The sequence below is a fragment of the Limosilactobacillus gastricus PS3 genome (assembly GCF_000247775.1).
Lineage (GTDB): Bacteria > Bacillota > Bacilli > Lactobacillales > Lactobacillaceae > Limosilactobacillus > Limosilactobacillus gastricus_A.
In genome coordinates this window covers 33849-52904 of sequence record NZ_AICN01000049.1, presented here as the reverse complement: position 1 = coordinate 52904, position 19056 = coordinate 33849, and the positions used below count along the sequence as shown (strand labels likewise).

General features: G+C 42.1%; 19 protein-coding genes. 18 read left to right on the top strand and 1 reads right to left on the bottom strand.

All coding sequences use genetic code 11. The annotated features are described in order from the left end of the window. A partial coding sequence (locus PS3_RS05785; protein WP_040468324.1) for a hypothetical protein occupies window positions 1-271 on the bottom strand: 271 nt, incomplete at its 3' end. A 169-nt stretch (window positions 272-440) separates the two neighbouring features. Here PS3_RS05785 and gmk point away from each other — a divergent pair. From gmk to rnc, 18 genes are all read left to right on the top strand, one after another. After that, window positions 441-1061: a guanylate kinase gene (gene gmk / locus PS3_RS05780; protein WP_007122339.1), complete on the top strand. Its 621-nt coding sequence runs from the start codon at window positions 441-443 to the stop codon at window positions 1059-1061. After that, on the top strand, window positions 1058-1321 hold the full coding sequence (gene rpoZ, locus PS3_RS05775; protein ID WP_007122338.1) for a DNA-directed RNA polymerase subunit omega: 264 nt from the start codon (window positions 1058-1060) through the stop codon (window positions 1319-1321). Before gmk ends, rpoZ begins: the two co-directional genes overlap by 4 nt. A 67-nt stretch (window positions 1322-1388) precedes the next feature. Next, window positions 1389-2579: a bifunctional phosphopantothenoylcysteine decarboxylase/phosphopantothenate--cysteine ligase CoaBC gene (gene coaBC, locus PS3_RS05770; protein ID WP_007122337.1), complete on the top strand. Its 1191-nt coding sequence runs from the start codon at window positions 1389-1391 to the stop codon at window positions 2577-2579. Between the two features lie 15 nt (window positions 2580-2594). Continuing rightward, window positions 2595-5012, top strand: coding sequence for a primosomal protein N' (priA, locus tag PS3_RS05765; RefSeq protein ID WP_007122336.1), 2418 nt, complete (start codon window positions 2595-2597; stop codon window positions 5010-5012). A gap of 16 nt (window positions 5013-5028) precedes the next feature. Continuing rightward, the gene (gene fmt / locus PS3_RS05760; RefSeq protein WP_007122335.1) at window positions 5029-5991 is read left to right on the top strand and encodes a methionyl-tRNA formyltransferase; all 963 of its coding nucleotides are present in this window, start codon (window positions 5029-5031) and stop codon (window positions 5989-5991) included. After that, window positions 5972-7309 carry a 16S rRNA (cytosine(967)-C(5))-methyltransferase RsmB gene (rsmB, locus tag PS3_RS05755; RefSeq protein WP_040468322.1) on the top strand — a complete coding sequence of 446 codons (1338 nt, stop codon included), beginning with the start codon at window positions 5972-5974 and terminating at the stop codon, window positions 7307-7309. Before fmt ends, rsmB begins: the two co-directional genes overlap by 20 nt. A gap of 12 nt (window positions 7310-7321) precedes the next feature. Further along, window positions 7322-8065 (top strand): Stp1/IreP family PP2C-type Ser/Thr phosphatase, encoded by a 744-nt coding sequence (locus tag PS3_RS05750; protein ID WP_007122333.1) that lies wholly within the window; start codon window positions 7322-7324, stop codon window positions 8063-8065. A gap of 3 nt (window positions 8066-8068) precedes the next feature. Continuing rightward, on the top strand, window positions 8069-9982 hold the full coding sequence (pknB, locus tag PS3_RS05745; protein WP_007122332.1) for a Stk1 family PASTA domain-containing Ser/Thr kinase: 1914 nt from the start codon (window positions 8069-8071) through the stop codon (window positions 9980-9982). A 17-nt stretch (window positions 9983-9999) separates the two neighbouring features. Next, the gene (gene rsgA / locus PS3_RS05740) at window positions 10000-10869 is read left to right on the top strand and encodes a ribosome small subunit-dependent GTPase A (RefSeq protein ID WP_007122331.1); all 870 of its coding nucleotides are present in this window, start codon (window positions 10000-10002) and stop codon (window positions 10867-10869) included. A 10-nt stretch (window positions 10870-10879) separates the two neighbouring features. Then, on the top strand, window positions 10880-11533 hold the full coding sequence (gene rpe, locus PS3_RS05735) for a ribulose-phosphate 3-epimerase (protein WP_007122330.1): 654 nt from the start codon (window positions 10880-10882) through the stop codon (window positions 11531-11533). Window positions 11534-11587: 54 nt separating this feature from the next. Then, window positions 11588-12238: a thiamine diphosphokinase gene (locus PS3_RS05730; protein ID WP_007122329.1), complete on the top strand. Its 651-nt coding sequence runs from the start codon at window positions 11588-11590 to the stop codon at window positions 12236-12238. 124 nt (window positions 12239-12362) lie between these two features. Further along, window positions 12363-12551 (top strand): 50S ribosomal protein L28, encoded by a 189-nt coding sequence (gene rpmB, locus PS3_RS05725; protein ID WP_040468321.1) that lies wholly within the window; start codon window positions 12363-12365, stop codon window positions 12549-12551. 138 nt (window positions 12552-12689) lie between these two features. After that, window positions 12690-13052, top strand: a complete 363-nt coding sequence (locus PS3_RS05720; protein ID WP_007122328.1) for an Asp23/Gls24 family envelope stress response protein — start codon at window positions 12690-12692, stop codon at window positions 13050-13052. A gap of 22 nt (window positions 13053-13074) precedes the next feature. Continuing rightward, a complete protein-coding gene (locus PS3_RS05715; RefSeq protein ID WP_007122327.1) occupies window positions 13075-14763 on the top strand; it encodes a DAK2 domain-containing protein in 1689 nt (562 codons plus the stop codon). 86 nt (window positions 14764-14849) lie between these two features. Then, on the top strand, window positions 14850-16886 hold the full coding sequence (gene recG / locus PS3_RS05710; RefSeq protein WP_007122326.1) for an ATP-dependent DNA helicase RecG: 2037 nt from the start codon (window positions 14850-14852) through the stop codon (window positions 16884-16886). A 16-nt stretch (window positions 16887-16902) separates the two neighbouring features. After that, a complete protein-coding gene (plsX, locus tag PS3_RS05705) occupies window positions 16903-17928 on the top strand; it encodes a phosphate acyltransferase PlsX (RefSeq protein ID WP_007122325.1) in 1026 nt (341 codons plus the stop codon). A 53-nt stretch (window positions 17929-17981) separates the two neighbouring features. Continuing rightward, window positions 17982-18224, top strand: coding sequence for an acyl carrier protein (acpP, locus tag PS3_RS05700; protein WP_007122324.1), 243 nt, complete (start codon window positions 17982-17984; stop codon window positions 18222-18224). 128 nt (window positions 18225-18352) lie between these two features. Then, complete coding sequence (rnc, locus tag PS3_RS05695) at window positions 18353-19054, top strand: ribonuclease III (protein ID WP_007122323.1); 702 nt, start codon at window positions 18353-18355, stop codon at window positions 19052-19054. Window positions 19055-19056: the final 2 nt, after the last annotated feature.

The window sequence follows — 19056 nt, the reverse complement described above, 5'->3', positions numbered from 1 at the left end:
GATAAAAATTATGATGGAGAGGTTTTATAATTCCACTAATGGTTGTCAAACCGCCAGCTGCTGAGAGTGGTTTAATTTGTAAAGTTACCGGACTAGCGGTATTAACGGCTATACTAAAGCGCTGGGCAATGATGGCTTGGGTTAATTTTGGCAGTGGTTTGCTATGATGGAGAGGTGCTGCTTCCTCATCAGCTGATGAGAAAAAATTGTTAAAACGATTGACTAGATAATTTGCACTACGATCTAAAAGTGAGGTTTTAAGTTGTCGCATATTTTTTCTCCGAACGTTTGTTTGTATAAAGTCATTATACGAACAAACGTTCGAAAAAGCAAGGAGAAAGATTTTGAGCTAGTAACTAGTTTTGAAATCCAGTACCAAGACGGTCTAATTCGTGTTATAGTAATTACATTAATTCAAATTTATAAGAGGTGTTAGCAGCATGGCTAAACGTGGAGTATTAATTGTCCTTTCGGGCCCATCCGGAGTTGGGAAAGGCACGGTCAGAAAAGCGCTGTTCGATCAACCAGGTAATGATTTTCAGTATTCGATCTCAATGACGACACGACAACCACGTGAAGGCGAAGTTAACGGTAAGGATTACTTTTTTGTTACTAAAGAAGAGTTTGAACATGAAATTCAGACCGGCGGAATGCTTGAGTATGCTAAGTATGTTGACAATTATTACGGCACGCCCTTAAAATATGTTAATGAAACTTTAGAGTCCGGCAAAGACGTTTTCTTAGAAATTGAAGTTAATGGGGCAATGCAGGTTCGTTCACGGACGTCAGATGGCGTATTTATTTTCTTGACACCGCCTGACATCATGGAACTGAAGCATCGTTTAATTGGTCGTGGGACTGAATCAATGGATGTCATTGATGAACGGATTAAAACGGCTTTTGATGAAATCCGAATGATGCAAAATTATGATTATGCTGTTGTGAACGATGAAGTAAGCAATGCCGTTGAACGAATTAAAGAAATTATTCGGACTGAGCATTTACGGGTTAATCGAGTCATGCCCGACTATTTAGAAATGTTAGGAGAAGCTAACCAATGATTTTATTTCCATCAGTTGACAAATTATTAGAACGAGTTGATTCACGTTATTCCTTAATTATGCTTGCTAGTAAGCGGGCCCATGAGATCGATAAGTATCGTGAAGATAAATTCCGTGCCGATCATTCGGAAAAGCCAGTTGATATGAGCGAAGATAAGCCATTATTGCTTGATCATTATGAATCAAACAAATCGGTAGGGATGGCCTTAGAAGAAATTGAAGCTGGATTGGTAACGATCGATACTGAAACGAAAGATTAAGCAAATACTATTTAGACGGGTGGATCAAGATTAAACTTGGCTACCCTTTTTTTATGAGGACGACAAAATGGCAAAAATTATGTTATACGTAAGCGGAAGCGTGGCGGCCTATAAATCGGTCAGTCTTGTTCGCTCTTTGCAAAAGCAAGGACACGAGTTGCGGGTGGTAATGACTAAGTCAGCGCAAGAATTTGTTGGCCAAGCCACTTTTGCATCGCTCTTACACCAACCAGTCTTGACGGATATGTGGGATCAAACTAACCAGGGGCATGTTCCTCATATTGAATTAGCTGATTGGACGGAGCTAGCAGTGGTGGTTCCCGCTACTGCAAACATTATTGCTAAGTTGGCGAATGGGATTGCTGATGATACCGCAACTAGCACGTTGCTAGCGACAAAAGCTCCCAAATTAGTTGTTCCGGCGATGAACAATCACATGTGGGATAATCCAGCTACCCAGCGGAACCTAAAGTTATTGCAAGCAGATGGGATCACGATTTTGGATCCCGACGAAGGACTATTGGCCGAAGGGTATGCTGGGAAAGGACGAATGCCAGCGGTTGAGCGCATTGTCAGCGTTATTCAAGGGTTACTTTTTGCCCCATTAAATGGTCAACGATTAGTGGCAACAGCTGGTGGTACCCGTGAACCGATTGATCCGGTTCGATTTATTGGAAATCGGTCATCTGGTAAAATGGGAATTGAAATTGCCCGTGCGGCGGCTCAAGCTGGATACCAAGTTGATTTGATTGTTGGTCAAGTTGAAGTGGATCTACCAAAGAGTGAGCGAATTCATATTACGAAAGTGGAAACAACCGAAGAAATGTTTCGGGTAGTCGATCAAGCCTTTGTTGGAGCAGATGGGTTAATAATGGCAGCCGCCGTGGCTGATTATAAGGTTGATCATCCAGCGGACCAAAAAATTAAGAAAACAAGCGCAACATCTACTTTGAGTGTAGATTTAACCCAAGGGCCAGATATTTTAGCAACGATGGGGGCGAAAAAACAAGCTAGCCAATTCGTTGTGGGGTTTGCGGCCGAAACTGATCATTTGGATGATCATGCGCAAGCAAAATTATCCCGTAAACATGCGGACGTGATTGTTGGTAATAATGTCACTCAGGCAGGTAGTGGCTTTGGGACTAATACTAATCAGGTGACCATTTATCAACCTAACCAAGCACCACAACAGTGGAAACAAATGTCAAAAGCAGCGGTCGCAAAGAATTTAATTCAATTCATTCAGGAATTGCAATAGATAGAGGAGATTATGATGGCGGATCTGGCGCAAGTCGTGGTTGATGTCCCAACCATGCAAACTAATCAACCGTATACTTATTTAATCCCAGACCGCTTAGTTGAGATTGCACAAGCTGGGATGCGAGTAATTGTCCCATTTGGGGCCGGTCATCGTGAGGTCCAAGGTTTTATCGTTGGCAAGTCGTCGCAGACTGAATATGATGGGAAATTAAAACCAATTTCGGCAGTAATGGACTTGAATCCAGTGGTTAATTCGGAATTATTGCATCTGAGTCATTGGATGGCGGAGACGACCTATGCTTTTTGGATAACCTGTTTATATACTATGTTGCCAAACTTGCTGAAGGCGAAAAGTCAACGGATGGTGCGAATAATCGATGAATTAAGCGAAAGTGACCAAATGGCTTTATTTGGTAATCAAGATGAACTTGATTTTTCAAAAGTTCAACATGATCCGGAAACTGTTCAAAGATTAAGCCAACTTCAACGTGATAAGAAAATTGAGTTCGTTTATCAAGTTAATGATCGTGCCCGAGTGAAGACTGTGACGGCCATTAAGGCTAGTTTAAGCTTTGAACAATATGAAGATGAATTACAAGGGATTACTAAAAATGCTAAAGCACAACATCAGTTAATCCTGTATCTACAAACACTAGGTGATCAAGTGGTTGCCTTAAAAGAGGCCCAAGCTACCACAGGGTTAAGTTCAGCCACTTTTACTTTGGGGCAATCCCGTGGTTGGTTGACGAAAGTTCAACAAGAGGTCTATCGCGACCCGTTTTTACAAGTTTCGGTACCCCAAAAGCAGATCTTAACCTTAAATAATGAACAAAGAGTAGCGGTTGATAATATTGATCAAGCTATTGAACAATCAGTTTCCCAAACTTTCTTATTGCAAGGAGTTACGGGGAGTGGAAAAACGGAAGTATACTTGCGGGTAATGCAAATGGCACTGGATCAGGGAAAGACGGCCATGATGTTAGTGCCGGAAATTTCCTTAACCCCGCAAATTGTTGGACGGGTTCGGAGTTGGTTTGGCGATCAAGTGGCGGTCCTACATAGTGGATTGTCGAACGGCGAACGCTATGACGAATGGCGACGAATTACGCGTGGTGAAGTCAAGGTCGTGGTGGGGACGCGTTCGGCGATCTTTGCCCCTCTCGAGAATCTAGGGGTAATTATTATGGATGAAGAGCACGAAGGAAGCTATAAGCAAGACGAGTCACCGCGCTATCATGCGCGTGAGGTTGCCAAATGGCGTAGTGATTTTCATCATGCTCCCTTAGTGTTAGGATCAGCTACTCCGAGTTTAGAAAGTCGATCGCGAGCTGAAGCGGGTTTATATCATCGGTTGGTACTTTCTAAACGGGCTAATCGACAGGCTTTACCGCCAATTGAGATTGTTGATATGCGACCTGAGATCCAGAAAAAGGGGGAAACCAATTTTTCCCAACAATTATTGTCTGCCTTACATGCTCGGTTAGAACGGCATGAACAAAGTGTGCTCTTGTTAAATCGACGGGGATTCTCTTCCTTTGTCATGTGCCGGGACTGTGGTTATGTTTTAAAGTGTCCGAATTGTGATATTTCATTGACACTGCACATGGACTCACATTCGATGAAGTGTCATTATTGTGGTCATGAGGAAGCGATTCCCAATCGCTGTCCGCAATGCCAAAGCCGGCGAATTAGTTATTACGGTACGGGAACAGAAAAGGTCGCCGCGGAATTAGGAGAATTATTACCTAATGCACGTATTATTCGAATGGATGTCGATACAACCAGACGAAAGGGAATGCACCAAAAGTTGCTAGATCGATTTGGCAATCATGAAGCCGATATTTTGCTGGGAACCCAAATGATTGCTAAGGGACTAGATTACCCCAATGTAACTTTAGTGGGCGTTTTAAATGCCGATACGGGGATTGATTTACCTGACTTCCGAGCGGCGGAACGCTCTTTTGATTTGTTAACTCAAGTAAGTGGTCGGGCAGGGCGAGCTAATAAGGCTGGTCAGGTAATTATTCAAACCTTTAATCCCGATAATTATGTCATTCAGTTGGTTAAAGAGCATGATTACGAACGGTTTTTTGCCACTGAAATGAATTTACGTAAATTAGCGGCTTACCCGCCTTATTATTACACGGTGCGGATTATGGGAAGCCATCCTGATGAAAAAAAGGTGGCCAAGGCCATGTTTGAGATTCGCCGACAATTGGATCAGGTCACGGATTCGGGAACGATCTTCTTAGGCCCCACGCCCCGAGCAATTGCTCGATTGAAAAATCGCTATTATTATCAAATTATTATTAAATATCGCCAGGACCAAAAATTGCATTCCTTGTTAAGCCAAATAATGCATGAGGCCCAGAGCAAATATAGTCGGGATCTGCAAATTAGTATTGATCCAGATCCACAATATTTCATGTAAAAAGGAAGGAAAGACAATGACTTCAATAGTTTTTATGGGGACTCCGCAATTCGCGGTACCAATTTTGCAAGCATTGATTGACGATCCTCAATATGATGTCTTAGCAGTGGTCACTCAACCTGATCGTCGAGTGGGGCGAAAACATGTTTTGACACCGACCCCGGTAAAAAAGTTAGCGGTGACGGCAGGAATTAAGGTTTTTCAACCTGAAAAGATTAACCATAGTCCAGAAATGGAAGCCATTATCGACTTATCACCCGACCTGATGATTACAGCGGCTTTTGGTCAGTTTTTACCAAGCAAATTATTATCAGCTGCTAAGATTGCGGCGATCAATGTCCATGGCTCACTTTTACCAAAATATCGCGGTGGGGCGCCAATTCAGTATGCGGTTATGAATGGTGATCAAGAAACGGGGGTTACCATCATGTACATGGTTAAAGCTATGGATGCAGGGGATATGTTAGCGCAACAAGCCATTCCAATCACCAAGGACGATGATGCGGGGACCATGTTTGATAAATTAAGTCTGATTGGCCGAGATCTCTTGATGCAGACTTTACCCCAATTAGTGGCTGGGACTATCCAGGCGAAACCGCAAGATGAAAGTCAAGTTGTCTTTTCTCCAAATATTAGCCGAGAACAAGAGCGAATCGATTATCAAATGACGGCCCAACAAATCGATGAACACGTCCGGGGCTTACGCCCTTCACCGGTTGGTAATATGGTGATTGATGGGATTGTTACTAAAATTTATGATGTAACGCCCCTAGAAGAAAATACCTCATTAGCAGCTGGTAAAGTAGTTCGTCTTGGAAAGCATGAGTTAGTCCTAGCGGCTGGTCAGGGGACGACTTATCGGATTAATCAATTAAAACCTGCGGGGAAACCATTGATGGACATTACCGCTTATTTGAATGGCCACCAACAATTAGAAGTAGGAGCACAAGCAGTAACTGATGAAAGTGAGTCAAAATAATGCTCGGGAAGTTGCTTGGCAAATCTTGCAGCAGGTTCGCCAACAACATGCCTATTCCAATTTACAATTAAATCAAAGCCTTCACCAAGCTGATTTAAATGATGCTGATCAACGTTTGGTTACTAATTTAGTTTATGGTGTTTTACAACACCAAATTACTTTAGAATATTGGCTAGCACCCTTTATTAAGGGGAAAAAAGTGGCTGCATGGGTGCGAACGTTGTTATTGATGACTTTGTATCAATATCATTATTTAGACCGGATTCCGGATTGGGCCGCCACCAATGAAGCCATTGAAATTGCTAAAAGGCATGGTAATCCTGGTATTCGGAAGTTTGTGACGGGGGTTTGCCATGCCATTTTACGACAAGGAGTAGCGGATCTAAATACTATTAAAGACCCAATTCAGCGACTAAGCGTGGTCGCTAGTTTACCACAATGGCTCATTGAAAAACTGAGTGATCAGTATGGAATGCAAGTGACCAAAGCGATTTCAGTAGCAGTTAATCAGCCAGCTAATCAGAGCTTACGGGTTAATACAAATCTTACTAATACGGAAGCGGTGCAAGCAGAACTAGAAACAGCTGGTTTTGAAGTGAAACTAAGTCCTTTGGCTGATAATGCCTTTATTATAAAAAGTGGTAGTGTAACGGAAACAACTGCGTTTAAAGAAGGGCGGATTACCATCCAAGATGAGAGCGCCATGCTGGCGGTTGAAAGCATGCATCTCAAACCTGATGATTTAGTTTTAGATGCCTGTGCTGCACCTGGTGGAAAAACGGTTCAGATTGCGGAAAATTTAACCACTGGCAAGGTGGTGGCGCTTGATATTCATGCCCATAAGGTCAAGTTGATAGAACAAAACGCACAACGGATGCAAGTAGCGGATCGGATTCAAGCGCTTCAGCTTGATGCACGAAAAGTTGATGAACGTTTTGCTGACGAAACTTTTGATAAAATTTTGGTGGATGCGCCATGCAGTGGCTTTGGCCTGTTACGTCGAAAACCAGAAATCCGTTATGATAAGACTTGGCAAGATAGTCAAAACCTACATCGGATTCAAGGGGTCATTTTAGATTCAGTCGCCCCAAAAGTAAAAAAGGGCGGTATAATTACTTATAGCACGTGCACTATTTTAGCTACAGAAAACGATGGGACAGTCCAAGCTTTTCTAGCGCGTCATCCTGAGTTTGAGTTAATGACGACGAAAACTGCACGGGCAATTAAAGCTGATCGTCATGCTAAGACATTGACGATCTTACCAAATGAATTTAATTCGGACGGCTTTTTCATTAGTAATTTAAAGCGGGTCCGTTAAGGAGTTTTCTCAATGCAAACAGCCTTTTTGACTGATGTTGGCTTAAAACGAATAGATAATCAGGATCGGGTTGCAATAACGACAGCCCCCTCAGGTAGTCAATTATTAATCATTGCGGATGGAATCGGGGGAAATCAAGGTGGTAGTAAAGCCGCCACGATGACCGTCGATTTTTTGGGGAACACCTTTTTAAGTGATACACCAGCGACTCCGGATGCAGCAAAGCGCTGGTTTTATCAATATGTCCAAACTATTAATGATCAAATTTTAGAAACTGCAAATCAAGATCCTCAATATAGCGGGATGGGGACGACCTTAGTTGCCGCGATTGTGTTGGCACCAACGGTGATTGTTGCTCATATAGGTGATAGTCGGGCTTATTTACTGCACGATGATACCTTAAATCAATTAACGCGTGACCATACCTTAGTTAATGAATTGGTGCGGATTGGTGAATTAACACCTACACAAGCGAAGCAATCACCTCATCAAAATGTGATTACTCGAGCCGTGGGCGTAGCCGAAGTAGCAGAACTTGAAGTCAATGCTTACGTGCTCGGGCAAGGAGATGTCTTCATGTTATGTTCTGATGGCTTGTACAAAGAAGTCACCAACAATCAGATGCAACGCATTATCAAAATGAAGCGCATTTCAGTTCAAGAAAAATGTCATCGGCTAATTGGTCGTGCCTTAAAGACCGGCGGAGCTGATAATATTAGCGTCTTGATTTGTCAAAATACTCCAAAGAGAGGTTAGCTCATGAAAGCCGGATATATACTCAATGATCGATATAAGATTATTCGATCATTAGGAGAAGGTGGCATGGCCAACGTCTACTTGGCCCGTGATTTGGTTTTAGATCGGGATGTTTCTGTCAAGGTGTTGCGCCTTGACATGCGTGATGATGAAAATACTAAGCGACGGTTTAATCGAGAAGCCTTAGCGGCTACTGAATTAAATGATCCGCACATTGTCGGCGTTTATGATGTCGGTGAAGAAAATGGCATGCAGTATATGGTAATGGAATATGTGGAAGGGACGGATCTAAAAGCCTTTATTCAAACTCATCCCCATTTACCTATTGAAACAGCAATTACCATCATGACACAAATTCTCCAGGGGGTCGAAGTCGCTCACCAGCATGGAATTATCCATCGTGATTTAAAACCACAAAACATCCTAATTAACCATCAAAAACAAATTAAAATCACTGATTTTGGGATTGCAACGGCGTCAAATGCCAACGCTTTAACGCAAACTAATACCCTTTTAGGGTCTGTTCATTACTTATCTCCAGAACAAGCGAAAGGTAGTGTAGCGACTAAGTGTTCCGATGTGTATTCCTTAGGAATTATTTTGTATGAACTCCTGACGGGGCAAGTGCCCTTTGAAGGTGAAACGGCAATCTCAATTGCGCTTAAACATTTCCGCGATGAAGTGCCTTCAATTCGCTCTTTAAATCCAGCGGTTCCACAATCATTAGAAAATGTCGTTTTAAAAGCGACTGCTAAAGATCCAATAAATCGGTATCAATCAGCCCAAGCAATGTTGGATGATTTATCAACGGCTTTAGATCCTGATCGGGTGGATGAGCCACGTTTTCAAGCGACCATGGCTGATGACGAAACAAAAGTTTTAGATGTTCAACAATTTAAAGATCTTGATGCGGCCCAGATAAAAGATACTAATCATTCGCGGAGTGATACCCGGGAATTAAAGTTAAAGCATCAACGGCGGCGGATTCGGCGGCGCTGGTGGTTCCTGGTTTGTTTTCTTTTGATTGTTTTAATTACTGGTGGTGGTCTTTACTATTACTACAACCAAACGACTAGTGTTCCTGATTTGTTTGGGGATACTAAAACCGAAGCGCAAGACGAATTAGCATCCCATCATCTTAAGTTAGGTGATGTTACCATGCAATACAGCTCGGTAGTTGCTAATGGTCATGTTATTAAAGCGACCGGGAAAGAAACCAAAAAATATGGTCAATCAGTTAATGTCATTATGAGTCGGGGTGTCAAGCGCTATACTTTAGACGATTATACGGGTGAGAATTATCAAAATGTAGCTGAAATTTTACAGAATAAAGGATTCACGGTCCATAAGGAAACGGTTCATTCGGCAGATTATGATAAAAACACGATTATCAAACAAAGTATCGCGGCAAATACTGTCGCTCATCCAGGTAGTGATAGCATTACCTTGACGGTTAGCTCAGGTAAAGATACGGTCAAGGTACCTAATTTTAAAAACAAGAGTATCAGCGATGTTCAAGCCTATGCAACCAAACATGGCTTGCAATTAACCACACTTACGACGCAGGATAGTAAAGTAGCGGATAACCATGTGGTTAGCCAGCAACCAGCGGTCGGGAAGAAGCTTTCCCAAGGTGACACCTTAACGGTGACGGTCGCAACCTCTGCTTCCAGCGATACCGAAAAGACAACTAACATTCAAGTGACGATCCCTTATGACGATGACTATAAAGAAAATAAGGTGTCGATTTATATTCGTGATGATGACCACAACTATGGAACGGTCTATCAAACAATGACCATTAATCAAGAAACCACGGTAAATCTCCAGTTTAAATTACGGAATAACTCAACTGGTTCTTATCGGGTTATTCGAGATGGACGAACCATCATGAGTGTTAATAACATTACTGCTTGAAACTAGAGGATAAATATTTGCAAACAGGAATTATTCAACAATCGTTAAGTGGCTTTTATGATATTTTAAGTGATCATCAAATTTTCCGAACCCGAGCGCGCGGAAATTTCCGCAAGCGGGGCATTAAGCCAGTAGTCGGTGATCGGGTAGAATTTGAAGATGGTTACTTGTTAAAAGTGTTACCACGTGACAACCAATTAATTCGACCGATGGTGGCTAATGTTGATGTCGCAGTGGTGGTGACGGCCATGAAAGAACCGGGATTTTCAACTAATTTGTTAGATCGACAATTAATTGCTTTAGAAAGTCAGCAAATCGTACCGGTGATCTACTTTACTAAAACGGATTTATTGTCAGATCAAGAAGCTCAGGAATTTCAATCTGTTATCAAGGGGTATCAGGAAATTGGTTATGCCACTTTCTTTAGCCGGCCACCGTTTGAACAAGCGCTTTTAGATAATTTGATGACCGCTTTAGATGGTAAAATCGTCACTATGATGGGGCAAACTGGGGCTGGTAAATCAACTTTACTTAACCATTTGGCTCCTGACCTAAATTTAGCAACGGGTGAAATTTCTAATGCCTTACAACGGGGGAAACACACCACGCGGAAAGTCAGCCTTTTACAAGTACAAGGGGCACTGATCGCAGATACACCTGGCTTTTCGTCCTATGAAGATTTTCCAATGACAGTGCAAGAACTACCGGATTATTTCCCAGAAATGCGCCGGATTAGTGGAGACTGCCGTTTCCGTGGATGTCTTCATTTGAAGGAACCGGGTTGTGCCGTGAAGAAAGCGGTTGAAGATGGTATAATAATGTGCAGTCGATATGAAAACTATCAACAATTCCATGAATTGATTATGAATCAAAAACCAAAGTATTAAGGAGAATATTATGATTAAGGTTGCACCTTCGATTTTGTCAGCAGATTATGTTAACTTACAAAAGGATATTGAACTAGTTGAACAAGGTGGAGCAGAGTATCTACACATTGATGTGATGGATGGTAGTTTTGTTCCAAGTATTTCTTATGGGCCAGGTTTTGTTAAGGCCATTCGACCAATTTCTAAAATGGTCTTGGATGTTCACTTAATGGTTCAAAATCCTGAACATATTATTCCTGATTTTGTGGAAGCTGGGGCTGATATCATTGGGGTTCAAGTTGAAGCAACCCAACATATTCACCGGGCATTACAAATCATTAAAAACGGTGGCGTTAAGGCGGAAGTTGTGATTAATCCCGGAACTCCGGTAGAAATGATTAAGCCAGTTCTGCATATGGTGGACCAAGTCTTAGTAATGACGGTTAACCCTGGCTTTGGTGGGCAAAAGTTCTTGCCAGAAACAGTGGCAAAGATCGCGGAATTGAACGCTTTGAAGCAAGAAAATGGCTACAATTTTGATATTGAAATTGATGGTGGAGTTAACAATGAAACAGTCGTTCCATGCTATGAAGCGGGGGCAACCGTAGCAGTTGCGGGCTCATACGTTTATGGTGCTGATGATCCCGTTGCTAAGATTAACGCAATTAAGGATGCAACTAAGTAGTTTTAATTCACTAAAAATGGTGGGGTAACCCGCCATTTTTATTCGGGAGGATTTATGGGACGAGTAGTAAATGTCTTAGTCGGCGGACCTGAACATTTAATTCCTTATACTGACTTTGCTCGATTAGATGGTCTCTGGATTGGGGTTGATCTTGGCGCCACTCGACTAATTGACCATCAAATTATTCCAGATATTGCGGTGGGAGATTTTGATTCATCTGATGATCAACAATTTAAGCGGGTGAAAGAACTAGTTTCAGATGTTCGCTTTTATCCTCCAGAAATCAAGACTGAAGATACGGATACCCAATTAGCTATCCGAATTGCATTGGAGCTTGGAGCAGATCAAATTCGCTTATATGGGGCGACGGGTGGTCGATTGGATCAATACCTCGCTAATCTCTATACGGTCTTAATGCCTCAGTATCGTCCGGCCTTAGCTAAATTGGCGATAATCGATCGGGGAAATCATATTACTTGGTATGAGCCAGGTACTTATCAAATTAATCGGCTACCCGAAATGAGATACTTAGCTTTTGTTAATTTGACTCCTGTAACCGGATTAACCTTACCGGATGAAAAATATCAACTGTATGATTATAATGCAACATTTCCAATTTCATGGTCTTCCAATGAATTTGTTGGTAACCAAGCCCACTTTTCATTTGAGACCGGAGTGATAATGGTTATTCAGTCCCATGACTAAAGTGTCAAGCAAAAATACTTGAAAGAAACGGTTGCATTCAGTTGTTAGCTATGGTAAATTATTTAGGTGAGTTAAAGCGCATTTGCGCTCTGAAATAAACTTGATGAGGAGAGGAGGGTCTACAATGGCAAAGGATTACATTACTGGTAAGCACACACAATTCGGTAACAAGCGTTCACACGCCCTTAACTCAAGTCGTCGTAGTTGGAAGCCAAACTTTCAAAAGGCAACCATCCTAGTTGATGGTAAGCCTAAGAAGGTTTACGTTTCAGCACGTACTCTGAAGTCAGGGAAAGTTACTCGTGTTCACTAAAAAGATGGTCTTGTGAAGGCCATCTTTTTTTGTGCTCTTAAAAGTTGGTTGGGAAACCAAGGTGAACTAATTCATGTTAAAAAAATTCCGATATGGTACAATTACGTATGGTATTTTAAATTGAAGGAGGCCGTTTAAATGACTGTGAAGATCAAGAATCAATCGGGAATGATTGATATTTCCAATGACGTCATTGCCACTATTGTGGGTGGTGCCGCAACCGATATTTATGGAGTTGTCGGCATGGCTAGTCGGAAACCAGTTCGAGACGGTTTTAACCAAATTTTAGGTTTAGATAGTTATCATCAAGGGGTCGAAGTTCGCCAAAATGATGATCAAATCGATGTGGAGGTTAACATTATTGTGAGCTATGGAACCAAAATTTCTGAAGTTTCCAAAAGTGTTCAATCACAAGTAAAGTATAATTTAAAATCAATGCTTGGAATTACCGCTGATGAAGTGAACGTCTTTGTTCAAGGGGTTCGCGTAGCTGGTGAGTAGTGGCAAGCGGGAGGAAAGAAATTTGTCAGTAACAGAAATTACCAACTTAGAGTTTGGTCAGATGGTGCAAGCCGCTGCGGCGAAGTTAAATAATCAAGCCGAATTTATCAATTCATTAAACGTGTTCCCCGTGCCTGATGGAGATACAGGAACTAATATGAGTATGTCAATGGCCAGTGGAGCTAAGTATGAACGGGAATCGACTAGTGACCAGGTTGGAGACTTGGCTACTGCTTTAGCTAAAGGTTTATTGATGGGAGCTCGGGGAAATTCGGGAGTGATCTTATCGCAAATTTTCCGCGGTTTTTCCAAGGGGTGCGAAGGCAAAGCGACTTTAAGTCCGACTGATTTCGTGAATGCCTATGCGAATGGGGCCCAAACGGCATATAAGGCCGTGATGAAACCGACGGAAGGGACAATTTTAACCGTGGTTCGGGAATCGGCGCAAGCGGGTCTAGATGCTATTAAGGCTGGGGATGCCGATTTAGCGATTATCATGAAGAAAATTGTTGATGCTGCGGATGCTGCTTTAGCTAAAACTCCTGATCTGTTACCGGTCTTAAAAGAAGTTGGAGTGGTTGATTCTGGTGGTCAAGGCTTGGATTTTGTACTACATGCCTTTTATGAAGCTTTGACGGGTGAGGTGATTGATGAAATTAAACCTGACAATGCTCAAATTGAAGAAATGATTAATGTTCAACATCATCAATCGGCTCAAGGGAAGCTCAATCCAGAAGATATTGAATTTGGTTATTGTACCCAAATGATGGTCCGAATTGGTCACGGTAATAGTGTCACTAAACAATTCGATTATGAAGAGTTTTACAATTATCTGGCTGGAATGGGCGATAGTCTCTTGGTGATTAACGATGATGAAGTGGTTAAAGTTCATGTGCATACTGAGCACCCGGACCAAGTTTTAGGTTGGGGTCTGCAATTTGGGGACTTACAAACCATTAAAATCGATAATATGCGTTGGCAACAAGAAGAGATCATGCAAAATGATAATCAAGTTGCAACAACAATGAGTGATAAACCAGCTGAAGAATCAGTCGCTGATACGGCGGTGATTGCAGTTTCTTCTGGAGATGGAATTTCAAAACTTTTCCAAAGTCTGGGGGTTACCAAGATTATTGCTGGTGGTCAAACCATGAATCCAAGTATCCAAGATTTGACAGATGCAATTAATCAAAGCGGGGCTAAGCAGGCGATTGTCTTACCCAACAACGGTAATATCTTTATGGCAGCTGAGCAAGCGGCCGAAGTTGCTGACATTCCAACCGTTGTAGTTCATGCCAAGACGATTGCTCAAGGAATGAGTGCCCTATTGGAATATAACCCAGATGCTGATTTAGATACTAATCATGATGCCATGGAAGGCAACTTATCATTAGTCAAGAGTGGGGAAGTTACTAATGCCGTTCGTGATACCACCATTGATGGTCAAACAATCAAAAAAGACGATTACATGGGAATTGTTGATGGTAAGATCGTGGTAACTAAGCCTACAGTAGCTGAAGCAGCAATTGCCATGGTTAAGGAAATGCTAGATGACGAAAGTGAAATCGTGACCATTCTATATGGACAAGATGGTTCATCTGAAGTGGCCGAACAGATTGAAGCAGCAATTGAAGAAATCGATGATGAAGTCGAAGTGCAAATTTATGAAGGGAATCAACCAGTTTACCCTTACTTAATTTCAGTTGAATAGTCTGCTGTTGACCTTCAAAGCTTTTTGTAAGCCTTGAAGGTTTCTTGTCACTAAAGAATCAATATATCTTTGGAAAGGAGGTTAACATGTTAAGTTTACAAGACAGTGTTGGAAAGCTAAAAGGAGTCGGTCCCAAGATGGGCGAAAATTTAGCAATCTTAGATATCCTGACCGTTGAAGACCTGTTAACCTATTTTCCAGCGCGTTATGATGAATTTACGCCGATTAATTTGGAAGATGCCAAAGATAAACAACGAATAACTGTAAAGGGGACTGTGATATCTGAGCCGATGATGTCACGCTTTGGCTATCGCCGTTCTCGTCTGAGTTTTCGGATAATGGTTGGTCATGCTGTGGCGCAAGTGACCTTTTTTAATCAACCCTATTTAGCCAAATCCGTTCAAATGAATACTGATGTGACTGTGATGGGAACCTGGGATCTATCCCGTAATGAAATCAAGGGGACTAAACTCCTAACTAGTAATCTTAATGAAGAAAAAGGGATGGGCGCCATCTATCCGGCTAATAAACATATCAAGCAAGCCACGATTCGCAAATTAATCCGGCAGGCTTATGATCAATATCAACGGGTAATTGCGACCTTATTACCAATTTCCTTGCGTCAACGCTATCAATTGATGGAACGACGGGAAATGATTAAACAACTTCATTTTCCTGACAATCGTGAAATGGCAAAATTAGCGCAACGAACAGCAGCCTATGAAGAATTCTTCTTATTCCAATTACGGTTACAAGCTCTGCGAAGAGCCCATCGCCAAGAGAATGGCATTCAGATTCTTTATGATAATGAAGAGCTTCGTGAATTTATCCGGACGATTCCCTTTGAACTGACGAGTGCCCAAAAACGGGTGGTAAACGAAATTTGTCGGGATTTACGGAGCCCATATCAGATGAACCGGCTCTTGCAAGGGGATGTTGGTTCCGGAAAAACGATTGTGGCGGCAATTGCAATTTATGCTGCGATTTCGACCGGTTATCAAGTGGCTATGATGGCGCCAACTGAAATTTTAGCTGAACAACACGCCGAAAAATTAGCGAGGACCTTTAGTGGAACGCATGTTAATGTGGCCTTGCTGACTGGGTCAATGAAGGCAAAGCAACATCAGGAATTATTAAATCAAATTGAAAATGGCTCAGTAAATCTAATTATCGGCACGCATGCGTTAATTCAAGAGAAGGTTGACTATGCTAATCTCGGTTTGGCAATCATTGATGAGCAACATCGGTTTGGAGTTAAGCAGCGGCAAGCGCTACGCGAAAAGGGCGATCATCCTGATATATTAGCGATGACTGCTACTCCCATTCCGCGAACCTTAGCTATTACCGCCTATGGGGAGATGGATGTATCAATTATCGATGAATTACCGGCAGGTCGACAACCAATCAAAACGACCTGGTTGAGAGAAAAACAGCTAGATCAAGCTATTGACTTCTTAAAAGGTCAACTGGAACAGGGAGCTCAAGCCTACATCGTTAGTCCTTTAATTGAGGAGTCAGAAAGTCTTGACGTTCAAAATGCGACGGCGTTAGCGGAGCAATATCAACAGCGGTTTGCTCCTCACTACCAAGTTGGCCTCTTACACGGCCGGATGACGAATGAAGAAAAGTCTGCGGTTATGCAAGACTTTCAAGATGGTAAATTACAGGTCTTAGTATCCACGACCGTTATTGAGGTTGGGGTTGATAATCCTAATGCAACTGTGATGATGATTTATAATGCGGATCGCTTTGGCCTAGCGCAACTTCATCAGTTACGGGGACGAGTGGGTCGGGGAAGCCGTCAGAGCTATTGTCTCTTAGTTGCTGATCCTAAGACTGATGAAGGAACGGCGCGAATGGAAACGATGGTGGCAACAACGGATGGTTTCGTGGTTGCCCAGCGTGATTTAGAATTGCGAGGATCTGGCGATGTGCTAGGCAGTCGGCAGTCTGGAGTCCCTGAATTTAAGGTCGGTGACCCGGTGGCTGATTTAAAAATGTTACAAATTGCCCGTTCAGATGTCGGAAATTTGTTAAATGAACCCAGCTGGGATGAGAAAGCTGAAAATCAACCCTTAGTCTTATATTTAAAACGACATCAATTAGCAACACACTTTGATTGAATGAGGATAATGATTTATGAAAATTGCAGTCGATGCGATGGGTGGCGACCAGGCCCCTCAAGTAGTAGTAGCGGGAGTTGAACAAGCGCGGGATTTATATCCCGAGCTTGAATTTGATCTGTATGGTGATCCCCAACAGGTGACCCCATTAATTCAGGATTCAACTCGTTTAAAAATTGTGCCAACCAGCGAAATTATCGAAATGGGTGAAGAGCCCGTTCGCGCAATCCGGAAGAAGAAAGATTCTTCAATTGCGCAAGCCGCAACAGCTGTTAAAGAAGGACGGGCCGATGCCTTTTTCTCAGCAGGTAATACGGGGGCCATTTTAGCAGCGGGGCTTTTGATTGTTGGTCGAATTAAAGGAATTGATCGACCTGGCTTGACAAGTATTTTGCCCATTACCCAACCCGGTAGTGATCAGACGAGATTCGTATATCTAGACACTGGTGCTAATGCTGAATCTAAGACAAAGAATCTGCTCCAGTATGCGATCATGGGTAAATTTTATGCCGAAAACGTTTTAAAAGTAGCTAATCCCCGGGTTGCCCTATTGAATAATGGTGCTGAGGAGGATAAGGGGGATAGTTTCCACAAAGAAGTTCATCAAATGCTTAAACAAACTGCTGACTTAAACTTTGTAGGAAATGTCGAAGCTGGCGATCTCTTATATGGGAAGGCTGACGTGATTGTCTCGGATGGTTGGACAGCTAATGCAGCTCTCAAAGCGACTGAGGGGACTGCCAAAATGTTTATGAACCTCATTAAAGATGGGGTTAAGCAAGGTGGTTGGCGGGCCTTATTGGGAGCGTGGTTACTCAAACCTGCCTTAAAACGGATTAAAAATCAGATGAGTACGTCAACTTATGGGGGCGCCGTTCTCTTAGGGCTAAAAGCACCGGTAGTTAAAACCCATGGTTCTTCCGATGCAGAAGCCATTAAAAATACCATTGTCCAGATTAAACAAATGATTGATGCCAATTTAATTGGTCAAACAGTTGATTACTTTAGTGCCGATCAAACCAGAGAAAAGTTGGACAATTAGGTGAAAACCTAATAGAATTAAGTCGTTACAATAATTAAAGAGGTTGATTTAGAATGGATAGAGCTGAAGTATTTAAGAAAGTTTCAGCAATCGTAGCCGATCACTTCGAAGTTGATCGGGCGAAGATTACCGATAATTTAAATTTACGTACAGATTTAAATGCTGATTCTATTGATTTTGTTGAATTTGTTCTTGAAGTTGAGGATACTTTTGGCGCAACCATTGATGATGACGATGCTGAACAACTGAGCACCATTGGGGAAGTGGTTGATTATATCGTCAGTCATCAAAACTAAACTCTGCTGTTGGGCTGTGATGATGAATTTTTCGTCACAGCCTTGTTTGAAAATAGGCTTAGGCCTGTGATATGGGATTGTGTCTTTATAGGATTCTATATCACAGGGTTAATCAAGAAAGGATTACTATGATTACCGAATTAAGTGAATATTTGTCTAGTGAGTTTGGCATCCAATTTAAGAATTTGGATCTATTAGCTGAGGCCTTTACCCAAGCTTCTTATGTAAATGAACACCCCAAGGAGTATTTGAAATTTTACGAACGAATTGAGTTTTTAGGCGATGCTGTTTTACAGTTGTATGTATCAGAATACATTTATCAACGGTACCCTGAATTACCGCAGGGAAAGTTAACCCGTTTACGGGCGGCCATGGTTCAAGAAAAGAGTTTCGCCGCATTTGCCCGGGAATGTCATTTTGATCAATATATTCGGCTTGGTAAGGGTGAAGAAATGGCGGGCGCTCGTAATCGCGACAGCCTCTTGTGTGACATTTTCGAATCCTTCATTGGGGCATTATATTTGGATCAAGGTCGTGAAGCCGTTAAAAAGTTTATTGCACGTGTGATTTTTCCTAAGTTGGATCTTGGCTGGTTTGACCACGCTGTTGATAGTAAAACTTCGCTGCAAGAATTTTTACAACGCGATGGTGATGTTGATATTGAATATCATCTTTTATCGGAAGGTGGAACCGAAAATGCGCCTGAATTTACGGTAAATGTTAGTATGGATGGACAAGTAATTGGCGAAGGAACTGGTTCATCGAAGAAACACGCAGAAATGGCAGCAGCTCAGGCCGCCTTGAAAAAGCTTCGTCAAGATAAACAGTAGGA